The 10,984-nt window shown below is 66.9% G+C and carries 9 protein-coding genes and 3 pseudogenes; 9 read left to right on the forward strand and 3 right to left on the reverse strand.

What is annotated here, in order from left to right; all coding sequences use genetic code 11:
- Window positions 1-432: 432 nt before the first annotated feature.
- A pseudogene (locus tag BMG07_RS37180) lies at window positions 433-908 on the reverse strand (peroxiredoxin).
- 145 nt (window positions 909-1,053) lie between these two features.
- A complete protein-coding gene (locus BMG07_RS37185; RefSeq protein ID WP_198088687.1) occupies window positions 1,054-1,437 on the reverse strand; it encodes an Mth938-like domain-containing protein in 384 nt (127 codons plus the stop codon).
- 155 nt (window positions 1,438-1,592) lie between these two features.
- On the opposite strand from BMG07_RS37185, the gene BMG07_RS37190 reads away from it, so the two are divergent.
- From BMG07_RS37190 to moaD, 7 genes and pseudogenes are all read left to right on the forward strand, one after another.
- Window positions 1,593-2,825: a pyridoxal phosphate-dependent aminotransferase gene (locus tag BMG07_RS37190; RefSeq protein WP_198088688.1), complete on the forward strand. Its 1,233-nt coding sequence runs from the start codon at window positions 1,593-1,595 to the stop codon at window positions 2,823-2,825.
- Window positions 2,822-3,853: a DUF1176 domain-containing protein gene (locus tag BMG07_RS37195; protein ID WP_198088689.1), complete on the forward strand. Its 1,032-nt coding sequence runs from the start codon at window positions 2,822-2,824 to the stop codon at window positions 3,851-3,853. Before BMG07_RS37190 ends, BMG07_RS37195 begins: the two co-directional genes overlap by 4 nt.
- Before the next feature lie 14 nt (window positions 3,854-3,867).
- Window positions 3,868-5,189: pseudogene (locus BMG07_RS37200) on the forward strand (homoserine dehydrogenase).
- Window positions 5,186-6,601, forward strand: coding sequence for a threonine synthase (gene thrC / locus BMG07_RS37205; protein WP_198088690.1), 1,416 nt, complete (start codon window positions 5,186-5,188; stop codon window positions 6,599-6,601). The pseudogene BMG07_RS37200 and the gene thrC overlap by 4 nt, the downstream one beginning before the upstream one ends.
- An 18-nt stretch (window positions 6,602-6,619) precedes the next feature.
- Window positions 6,620-7,165 carry a molybdopterin-guanine dinucleotide biosynthesis protein B gene (gene mobB / locus BMG07_RS37210; protein ID WP_198088691.1) on the forward strand — a complete coding sequence of 182 codons (546 nt, stop codon included), beginning with the start codon at window positions 6,620-6,622 and terminating at the stop codon, window positions 7,163-7,165.
- On the forward strand, window positions 7,158-8,444 hold the full coding sequence (gene glp, locus BMG07_RS37215; protein WP_198088692.1) for a gephyrin-like molybdotransferase Glp: 1,287 nt from the start codon (window positions 7,158-7,160) through the stop codon (window positions 8,442-8,444). The genes mobB and glp overlap by 8 nt, the downstream gene beginning before the upstream one ends.
- Before the next feature lie 5 nt (window positions 8,445-8,449).
- On the forward strand, window positions 8,450-8,701 hold the full coding sequence (moaD, locus tag BMG07_RS37220) for a molybdopterin converting factor subunit 1 (RefSeq protein WP_198088693.1): 252 nt from the start codon (window positions 8,450-8,452) through the stop codon (window positions 8,699-8,701).
- Here moaD and dapA read toward each other — a convergent pair.
- Window positions 8,688-9,590, reverse strand: a complete 903-nt coding sequence (gene dapA / locus BMG07_RS37225) for a 4-hydroxy-tetrahydrodipicolinate synthase (RefSeq protein WP_198088694.1) — start codon at window positions 9,588-9,590, stop codon at window positions 8,688-8,690. The genes moaD and dapA overlap by 14 nt on opposite strands.
- Before the next feature lie 255 nt (window positions 9,591-9,845).
- On the opposite strand from dapA, the gene moaE reads away from it, so the two are divergent.
- Together moaE and BMG07_RS37235 are read left to right on the forward strand one after the other, a co-directional pair.
- The gene (moaE, locus tag BMG07_RS37230; RefSeq protein ID WP_198088695.1) at window positions 9,846-10,322 is read left to right on the forward strand and encodes a molybdopterin synthase catalytic subunit MoaE; all 477 of its coding nucleotides are present in this window, start codon (window positions 9,846-9,848) and stop codon (window positions 10,320-10,322) included.
- A 69-nt stretch (window positions 10,323-10,391) separates the two neighbouring features.
- Window positions 10,392-10,984, forward strand: a pseudogene (locus BMG07_RS37235) (IS5 family transposase); the annotation flags it as partial.

Consider the following 10,984-nt stretch of genomic DNA (forward strand, 5'->3'; position numbering starts at 1 on the left):
CCGGCGTGCCGGGCGGGCGGGTGCCGCGTTGGCATTGGCGCCGCCGGCAGCCTCGGTGCCGAGGTTGTCGAACAGTTCCAGCGGCTGCGGGCCGCTCGCGGGGGTGTCGTCCGCGCGCTGGTCGGCGGCGCGGCGCGAACCCTGTGCGAAGACCGGGCGGGCGCGTCGAGCGCATCCGGCGAGAGCAATGCGGCGCGTTCGTGGGGGCGGGAGGCAATGGCATGTGTCAGGTCGCTCGCAGGAAGTGGGAACCAGAAAACGAAAAAGCCGCCTGAAGACCAAGGCGGCTTTGTTCGGGGGATGCGGTCGTGGAGCTCAACGGCATGAGGCCATTATGCACACCGCAAATGACGCACCGGAGGCTCTTTTGCGCGTTGCGTTGGGCATTTCCCACGCAACGCCGCGAAAGCGCGCTTCCGGCGCTTGCGGTGATCAGGCCGCCTTCTTGAGCGCCTTGACCGCCTTGAGCACGTCGTCGACGTGCCCCGGAACCTTGAGCCCGCGCCATTCGGCCTTCAGGATGCCGTCGGCGCCGATCAGGAAGGTGCTGCGCTCGATGCCCTTGACCTTCTTGCCGTACATGATCTTGTTCTTGACCACGCCGAACATGTGGCACATTTTTTCTTCGGTGTCGGCGATGAGTTCGAAGGGGAGCTCGAGCTTGGCCTTGAATTCGTCGTGCGACTTCATGTTGTCGCGGGACACGCCGAAGACGGTGGCGCCGGCTTTTTCGAAGTCCTTGTAGCGGTCGCGAAACTGCATGGCTTCGGTTGTGCAACCCGGAGTGTTATCTTTCGGGTAAAAATACATGACCAGCACGTGGCCGAGATGCGAGGTATTCGAGACCTTGAGGCGCCCGTGGCGTTGGCGTCGAATTCAGGAATGGGTTTGTTGACAACGATCGCCATGAAACTTGTTTTCTCCGTTAGATTCCGTTCCTCGAGCCCTCTCAGCCTTTTTCGGGCTTGCTCGACGAATGGAGGATTGGTCGTTGCTAACTTTGGGGTAGCTGGCCTGTTCGCAACCTAGTATTTTACCCCGAAAACACCTCTATCAGCCACCCGCCGGGCTCTCGACCAGCAGAGCGGCGATCACGTGGCGGCCTTCTCCGGCCAGGATGTTGTAGGTCCGGCAGGCGGCGGCGGTGTCCATGGTCTCGACGCCGGTGCGCTGCGCCATCAGGGGCTGCAGCCAGGCGGGCTGGGGAAACCGGATGCGGTTTCCGCTGCCGAAAATGATGAGTTCCGCGCCCAGCGAGGCCAGTTGCGCGAAGTGTTCCGGGCCGATCTGGTCGAAGCTGGCGCAGTGCCATTCGAAGCGCTCGCCGCGCGAGCCCACCACCACGCTGCCCTCGACCTTTTCGTTGTTGATCGCCACCCAGCCGGGGCCGTGCGCGGTGAGTGATTGGGCGTCTGATTTGTCGGGCTGGAGCTTCATCTGGGCACTGGGAACTGTGGTCAAATTATAGGTTTTCCCCAGCGCCAGAGGCCTCGCAAGGGCTTTCTTCGACGCGGTTCGCAAGACCGGGTCGGCTTTGTATCTTCACGTAACCAAACCGTCTCAACCCGTTAATCCGCGCCCGGGAGGGCCCTTTGAAGCAGCTCAAGAAATCGGCCAAGCTGGCCAACGTTCTCTACGACATCCGCGGTCCCATCATGGACGCCGCCAAGCAGATGGAAGAGGACGGCCAGAAGATCATCAAGCTCAACATCGGCAATCTCGCCGTGTTCGGCTTCGACGCACCCGAGGAAATCCAGCAGGACATGATCCGCAACCTGCCGACCTCGGCGGGCTATTCGGACAGCAAGGGTGTCTTCGCCGCGCGCAAGGCCGTGATGCACGAGACGCAGAAGCAGGGCATCGCGGGCGTCACCCTCGACGACATCTACCTGGGCAACGGCGCCAGCGAGCTGATCGCCATGTCGACCAACGCGCTGCTCAACGACGGCGACGAGCTGCTGCTGCCGGCCCCCGACTATCCGCTGTGGACCGCTTCCACCAGCCTGTCGGGCGGCACGCCGGTGCACTACCTGTGCGACGAGGCCAACGGCTGGATGCCCAACCTGGACGACATCCGCGCCAAGATCACGCCGCGCACCAAGGGCATCGTGGTCATCAACCCGAACAACCCGACCGGCGCGCTGTATTCCGACGCGCTGCTCAAGAGCATCGTGGCCATCGCGCGCGAGCACGGCCTCGTGATCTTCGCGGACGAGGTCTACGACAAGGTGCTGTACGACGGCGTCAGGCACACCGCCATTGCGAGCCTGTCGACCGACGTGCTCACGCTGACCTTCAATTCGCTCTCCAAGAGCTATCGCTCATGCGGCTACCGCGCCGGCTGGCTCGTGGTGTCGGGCGACAAGCGCGCCGCGCAGGACTACATCGAGGGCCTGAACATGCTCTCGAACATGCGCCTGTGCGCCAACGTGCCGGGCCAGTGGGCCATCCAGACGGCCCTGGGCGGCTACCAGAGCATCAACGATCTGGTGTGCGACGGCGGGCGCCTGCGCCGCCAGCGCGACCTGGCCTACGAGCTGATCACCGCCATTCCGGGCGTGACCTGCGTCAAGCCGAGCGCCGCGCTCTACATGTTCCCCAAGCTCGACCCCGAGGTCTACCCGATCGAGGACGACCGCCAGTTCTTCCTTGAGCTGCTGAAGGAAACCCGCGTGATGCTGGTGCAGGGCACCGGCTTCAACTGGGCCACGCCCGACCATTTCCGCATCGTGTTCCTGCCCCACGAAGACGACCTGCGCGAGGCCATCAACCGCATCGCCAAGTTCCTGGAGCAGTACCGCCTGCGCCGCAAGACGGGCTCATGAAATCCGCCTGCGTCGCTGCCGCGCTGTTCCTGATCGCGTTGTCCGCCGGCGCTGCCGGCAAGGCGCCGGTCGCGTTCACGCACAACGACTGGGAACTGGCCTGCGACAACACGTTGACCTGCCGCGCCGCCGGCTACCAGGCCGACACGGGGGAGCACCAGCAGGTGTCGATGCTGATCACCCGCGTGGCCGGGCCGGACACGGCCCTCGACGTCCAGCTGCAGATCGGCGATGACGACAGTGTCAAGGGCACGCTGCGTTTCAAGGTCGGCAAGGCCACCGTCTCCGGCCTCGAAGCCGGAACCGCCAGCTTCACGGGCAGCCAGGTCCGCGCGGTGCTGCCTGAACTGCTCAAGGGCGACGAGGCCACCGTCACGGCCGACGGCGGCAAGAAGTGGACGCTGTCGCTCGCCGGCCTCAATGCCGTGCTGCTCAAGATGGACGAAACCCAGGGCCGCGTCGGCACGCCGGGCGCGCTGGTGCGCAAGGGCGCCAGGCCCGAGTCTTCCGTGTTGCCGCCGGTGCCCATGCCCGTCGTCAATGTGCCCAAGCCGCCGAAGGCGCGCCCTGGCGACGACGCGCTGGCCGCGCGCATCTTCCCGTCGCTCGACCTGAAGGACGCGCTCGAGCAGTGCAACAACCAGGAGCAGGTCAGCGCCAAGTCGATCGAAGTGAACCGCCTGAACGAGCGCAAGGTGTTGCTGTCGCTGGGCTGCGGCGTGGGCGCATACAACTACGCCACGCTGCTCTGGATCGCCAACGACAAGCCGCCCTATGCGCCCGTGTCCCTCGAGGCAAGCGGCGAATTCAACGACAAGGACGCCAGCGTCAGCTCTTCCATGAAGGGCCGCGGCGTCGGCGACTGCTGGTCGACCGAGACCTGGAACTTCAACGGCAAGGACTTCGTGCGCACCGGCGCCACGGGCGACGGCATGTGCCGTGGCTTCGCCGGCGGTGCCTGGGCCTTGCCGCGCTACGTCAGCCGCGTCGTCGTGACCGCGCCGGCCGCCACCCCATCCAAACCATGAACGCGACTCTCCCAATGAAACCCATCCAAGTAGGCCTGCTCGGCGCAGGCACGGTCGGCAGCGGCACCTTCAAGGTGCTCCAGCGCAACCAGGAAGAAATCAAGCGCCGCGCCGGCCGCGGCATCGAGATCACCATGGTGGCCGACCTGGACACCGCCCGCGCCCGCGAAGTGGCCGGCGAAGGCGTCAAGGTCGTTGCGGACGCGCGCGAAGTCATCGCCAACCCCGACATCGACATCGTCATCGAGCTGATCGGCGGCTACGGCATCGCCAGGCAGCTGGTGCTCGAAGCCATCGCGGCCGGCAAGCACGTGGTCACGGCCAACAAGGCGCTGCTCGCGGTGCACGGCACCGAGATCTTCGCGGCCGCGCATGCCAAGGGCGTGATGGTGGCCTTCGAGGCCGCGGTGGCCGGCGGCATTCCGATCATCAAGGCGCTGCGCGAAGGTCTCACGGCCAACAGCATCCAGTGGATCGCCGGCATCATCAACGGCACCACCAACTTCATCCTGTCCGAGATGCGCGACAAGGGCCTGGACTTCGCGACCGTGCTCAAGGAAGCGCAGCGCCTGGGCTACGCCGAAGCCGACCCGACCTTCGACATCGAAGCGTCGACGCCGGCCACAAGGTCACGCTGATGAGCGCCATTGCCTTCGGCATTCCGGTGCAGTTCGACAAGGCCCACATCGAGGGCATCACCAAGCTCGCCGCGCAGGACATCAAGTACGCCGAGCAACTGGGCTACCGCATCAAGCTGCTGGGCGTGACCAAGCGCACCGCCAAGGGCATCGAGCTGCGCGTGCACCCGTCGCTGGTGCCGTCCAAGCGCCTGCTGGCCAACGTCGAAGGCGCGATGAACGCGGTGGTGGTGCACGGCGACGCTGTCGGCACCACGCTGTACTACGGCAAGGGCGCGGGCAGCGAGCCGACCGCCAGCGCGGTGATCGCCGACCTGGTCGACATCACCCGCCTGCACACGGCCGACGCCGCGCACCGCGTGCCGCATCTGGCCTTCCACCCCGACGCCATGAGCGACCTGAAGGTGCTGCCGATGACCGAGGTCGTCACCAGCTACTACCTGCGCCTGCGCGTGGCCGACCAGGCCGGCGTGCTCGCCAAGGTGACGGGCCTGCTGGCCACGGCCGGCATCAGCATCGACGCCGTGCTGCAGCGCGAAGCCGACGAAGTGGGCGGCGAAGGCTCCACGCAGACCGACCTCATCATCCTCACGCACGACGCGCGCGAAGGCACCGTCAACGACGTGCTGGCCGAGCTGCAGGCGCTGCCGACCGTGCTCGAACCCATCGTGCGTATCCGCAAGGAAGAGTTGAAGTGAACTACCTGAGCACCCGCGGCCACCCCGACCGCAAGCGCTTCTGCGAAATCCTGCTCGAAGGCCTGGCGCCCGACGGAGGCCTCTACCTGCCCGAGCACTACCCGCAGGTCGACACCGCCACGCTCGCCAAGTGGCGCGACCTGTCGTATGCCGAGCTGGCCTTCGAGATCCTGTCGCTCTACATCGACGACATTCCGCCGGCCGACCTGAAGGCGATCTGCGCCAGGACCTACACCGCCGACGTGTTCGGCTCCGAAGAGATCGTGCCGCTGCGCGAACTCGAGGACGGCGTGTACCTCGAGGCCCTGTCCAACGGCCCCACGCTGGCCTTCAAGGACATGGCGATGCAGCTGCTGGGCAACCTGTTCGAGTACGAACTGGCGCGCCGCGGCTCCGAGCTCAACATCCTGGGCGCCACCAGCGGCGACACCGGCAGCGCGGCCGAATACGCCATGCGCGGCAAGAAGGGCGTGCGCGTCTTCATGACCTCGCCGGACGGCCGCATGAGCCCGTTCCAGCAGGCGCAGATGTTCAGCCTGCAGGACGAGAACATCCACAACATCGCCATCACCGGTGTGTTCGACGACTGCCAGGACATCGTCAAGGCGGTGTCGAACGACCTGGGCTTCAAGCGCAAGTACCGCATCGGCACGGTCAACTCGATCAACTGGGCACGGCTGCTGGCGCAGGTCGTCTATTACTTCGCGGGCTACTTCCAGGCCACCGCCAGCAACGACAAGCCGGTGAGCTTCACCGTGCCGTCGGGCAACTTCGGCAATGTCTGCGCGGGCCACGTGGCACGCTCGATGGGCCTGCCCATTCAAACGCTGGTGGTCGCCACCAACGAGAACGACGTGCTCGACGAGTTCTTCCGCACCGGCATCTACCGCGTGCGCGCGGCCGCCGACACGCACGAGACCTCCAGCCCGTCGATGGACATCAGCAAGGCCAGCAACTTCGAGCGCTTCGTGTTCGACCTGGTGGGCCGCGACGCCGCCAAGCTGCGCCAGCTCTTCGTGGACGACCTGGGCACCCAGGGCGCCTTCGACCTGAGCGCCGACCCGGCGTTCAAGCAGGCCGCCGAGCGCTTCGGCTTCAAGAGCAGCCGCAGCACGCACGCCGACCGGCTGGCCGTGATCCGCGACACCGACAAGCGCTTTGCCACGCTGGTCGACCCGCACACCGCCGACGGCCTGAAGGCCGCGCGCGAACACCTCGCGCCGGGCGTGCCGATGGTGGTGCTGGAGACCGCGCTGCCGATCAAGTTCGCGGCCACGCTGGTCGAGGCGCTGGGCGAAGAGCCCGCGCGCCCGAAGAAGTTCGAAGGCATCGAGGCGCTGCCCAAGCGCGTCGTCAAGCTGCCGGCCGACGCGGAAGCCGTCAAGGCCTACATCGCGCAGAACTGTGACTGACCACGGTCGGGCGCGCGCATGAAGGTCGTCGGCTTTGCCGGCTATTCGGGCGCGGGCAAGACCACGCTGCTCGAGCGCCTGATTCCGGCGCTCAAGCGGCTCGGCCAGCGCGTGTCGGTGGTCAAGCACGCGCACCACAAGTTCGACATCGACCATCCGGGCAAGGACACCTACCGCCACCGCGAGGCCGGCGCCTTCGAGGTGGTGGTGGCCTCCGACCGGCGGCTGGCCGTGATGCGCGAGTTCGAGGTGCCCGTCGAACTCAGCGTGCACCAGTTGCTGGCCGAAGTGCATCCGGCGGCCGACTGGGTGCTGGTCGAGGGCTTCCGGCACAGCGACGTGCTCAAGATCGAGATCTGGCGTCCGACCGACGGCAACGAGCCGCCGCGCCCGGCGCTCTACATCGAAGACCCCTTCGTCACCGCCATCGCCACCGACGCGCCCGGCAGCCTGCCGGAACCCACCGCTCGCCCGCTGCTCGACCTCAACGACGCCGAGGCCATTGCGAAGTGGTTGATCGACAGCGGCGACCGCTTCGAATACAACCCCGAACACCATGGCTGATTCACCCGTTCCCTTTTCCGCTTCTTCGTCGCGTCCGCCGCTGATGCCGCTCGACGAGGCCATCGCCGTGCTGCTCGCGAAGGCGCAGCCGACGCTGCCGGCCGAAAGCGTCGGCACCTTCGACGCCGACGGCCGCGTGCTGGCGCAAGACCTCGTCTCGGGCCTCACCGTGCCGCCGCGCGACAACAGCGCGATGGACGGCTATGCCGTGCGCGTGGCCGACTGCGCCGCGCCCGGCGCCGAGCTGGCGGTGGCGCAGCGCATCCCGGCCGGCACCGTGGGCACGCCGCTGGCGGCCGGCACGGCCGCGCGCATCTTCACGGGCGCGCAGATCCCCGAAGGCGCCGACGCGGTCGTGATGCAGGAAGACACCACCGCCACGCCGCAAGAGGGCAGCCTGGGCTCGGTGCGCGTGGCCATCGTGCCGGCGGCCGGCCAGTGGATCCGCCGCGCGGGCGAGGACGTGGCCTCGCGCGACGTCGTGCTGAAAAAGGGCGAGCGCCTGACGCCCGCCGCGCTCGGCCTCGCGGCCAGCGTGGGCTTCGACCGGCTGCAGGTGGCGCGCAGGCCGCGCGTGGCCATGCTCTCGACCGGCGACGAACTGGTGATGCCCGGCGAGGTCGCGCCCGACGCGATGAAGCCCGGTGCCATCTACAACTCCAACCGCTTCTTCATGCGCGCGCTGCTGCACCGCCTGGGCTGCGAGGTGAATGACCTGGGCATCGTGCCCGACAACCGCGAAGCCACCATCGCCGCGCTGCGCGATGCGGCCGAGGCCAGCGACCTGATCATCACGACCGGCGGCGTTTCGGTCGGCGAAGAAGACCACATCCGCGCCGCGCTGCAGTCGCTCGGCGAGCTGCAGCTGTGGTCGCTGTCGATGAAGCCCGGCAAGCCCTTTGCCTACGGCGCCATCGCGCGTGCCAACGGGCAGGGCGCGTGCCATGTGACGGGGCTGCCCGGCAACCCGGTGTCGAGCTTCCTCACTTTCCTGATGCTCGTGCGGCCGTTCCTGCTGACGCTGCAGGGCGCCACGCGCGTCACGCCGGAGCCGGTGCAAATGCGCGCCGATTTCGACTGGCTGCGTGCCGACAAGCGCCGCGAGTTTCTGCGCGCGCGGCGCAATGCGGCCGGCGGGCTCGAGCTGTTCGGCAACCAGAGCTCGGGCGTGCTCACGTCGATGGTCTGGGGCGACGGCGTGGTCGACAACCCGGCGGGCCAGACGATCAAGTCGGGCGACACCGTGAACTTCATTCCTTTCGCGTCGCTGCTGGGCTGAATCGAATGAAAGTCCAGATCCGTTATTTCGCTTCGGTGCGCGAGGCGCTGTCCCGCAGCAGCGAGAGCATCGATACGCAGGTGGAAACGCTCGCGGCCCTGCGCGACGAACTCATTGCAAGAGGCGGCGCCTACGCCACCGCGCTCGCGCGAGGCAAGGCGGTGCGCATGGCGCTCGATCAGGTCATGAGCGACGAGGCTTCGGCCTTGCGCGAAGGCTGCGAAGTCGCTTTTTTCCCACCCGTCACGGGCGGCTGAGCCGGGCGTCGAGCGCGACCAGGCGCTCGCGCAGATCGTCGGATGCGCGGGTCATCGGCGAGCGCAGTTCGTCCTGCATTTCGCCCGCGTGCGCGAGCAGCGCCTTCACCGGGCCGGGGTTCGGCTCGGCGAACAGCAGCTCCACCAGCGGTTGCAGTGCCTGCCACTCGGCGCGCGCCTCGGGCAGCCGGTTCTCGGCCATTGCACGCACCAGCCGCACGAAGCGGCGCGTCTGCACATGGCCGCTGGCCGCGATGGCGCCCACGCCGCCTTCGGCCATGGTGCCGAAGATCTGGTGGTCTTCGCCCGTCAGCACCTGCAGCCGGCCGTCGGCGATCACGGCGCGCGTCTTGGCCATGTCGCCGCCGCAGTCCTTGATGCCGCGAATGCGCGGATGTCCGGCCAGCGCCAGCAGCGTGTCGCGGGCGATGGTGACGCCGGTGCGGTAGGGAATGTCGTAGACCAGCACCGGCACCGTGCTGGCGTCGGCGATGGCGCGGAACCATTCGAGCAGCCCGGCCTGCGAGGGACGAACGTAGTGCGGCGCGGCCACCAGCAGGCCCGCCAGGGGGCGTTCGCAGAGCTTGCGAGCCCAGGCCGTGGCCTTGCCCAGGTGATAGCCCGAAATGCCCATCACGACCGGCAGGTTGCCCGCGGCTTCCAGCACGGTGTCGAGCATTGCCAGTTGCTCGGCCTCGTCGAGCGCGGCGGCTTCACCGGTCGAGCCGCAGGGCACGAAGCCGGTCACGCCGTCATTGGCGAGCCGGCGGACCAGCGCGGCAAGGGCCGCATGGTCTACCGCGCCGTCGCGGAACGGGGTGACGAGCGCCACCCAGAAGCCGGAAAAATCGGGGGCTGCAGCGGTGGCGTTGGATTGTTGTTGAGGCACGCGGGCTTCCTTTCAGGAATCGACCGATGGAAAGAACCACCGTCCGATGCGCGCGCAACCCAATGGGGGCCAAGGCCTTTTGCAGGTTCCGTCGCTCATCCGACGACGGAACCTCGGCTCCGGTCAGACGAGCTTTGGTTTTTTGGCTTTGTTGCTGCCCTGGCACGCACGGCGGCCCTCGGGGTGCGGGGGCACCGGGAAGAGCGTGGCGAGACAAGGCATCACGCCAGTTTATCGCGATGCCACAATCCCGGCATGAGCGGCGCACGTGTTTCCATCCAGACGGCAAATTTCGACCTGGGCCAGGAGGTCGCCGCGTTGCGCGCGGGCGACAAGCGCGTGGGCGCCGTCTGCAGCTTCGTGGGCACCGTGCGCGACCGCAACGACGGCAGCAGCGTCTCGTCGATGGAGCTGGAGCACTACCCCGGCATGACCGAGAAGGCCATCGAGGCCATGATCGACGAAGCGCACAAGCGCTTCGACATCCTCGGCGCGCGCGTGATCCATCGCGTGGGCCTGCTGCAGCCGCTGGACCAGATCATGATGGTGGCGGTGGTGTCGGCGCACCGCGGCCAGAGCTTCGAGGCCTGCGAGTTCCTGATGGACTACCTCAAGACGCAGGCGCCGTTCTGGAAGAAAGAGCAGACGCCCGAAGGCGCCCGCTGGGTCGATGCGCGCGTGAGCGACGACGCGGCGCTGGCGCGCTGGGGCATCAGCGCCCCGAACGCTTAGGGAACATCTGATCAAGTCCACGGATGGCCGCTCTGCACGTTGATCACGCATGCTGAAGGAGCGCCAGCGATGAGCCAGATCAGTTTTTCGGATGCCGAGCATGCGGGCAAGAGGAAGAAGACACGCCGGGAAGTCTTCCTCGCGAGATGGAGTTGGTCGTGCCTTGGAAGGCGCTGCTCAAGGTCATCGAGCCGCACTACCCCGTGGCAGGCGCGGGCGTCGACCGTATCCGCTCGAAGCCATGCTGCGTGTGCATTTGATGCAGAACTGGTTCGCACTGAGCGATCCAGCGATGGAAGAAGCCCTCTACGAGATCACCTCGCTGCGCACGTTCGCAGGCCTGGGGATGGAATCGATCCCAGATGAGACGACGATCTTGAACTTCCGCCACTTGCTGGAGGCCAGCGACCTGGCCGAAGACATCTTCAAGCAGGTCAACGCCCACCTGGCCAGGAAGGGACTGCTTCTGAAGAGAGGCTCCATCGTGGACGCCACGATCATCGCGGCGCCCAGTTCCACCAAAAACGAGAGCGGCGAACGAGACCCTGAGATGCACCAGACGAAGAAGGGCAATCAATGGCACTTCGGGATGAAGGCGCACATCGGTGTGGACGCGGACTCAGGGTTGGTGCACACAGTGACGACTACAGCGGCCAACGAGG

Source organism: Variovorax sp. E3 (assembly GCF_016082275.1).
Taxonomy (GTDB): Bacteria; Pseudomonadota; Gammaproteobacteria; order Burkholderiales; family Burkholderiaceae_C; genus Variovorax.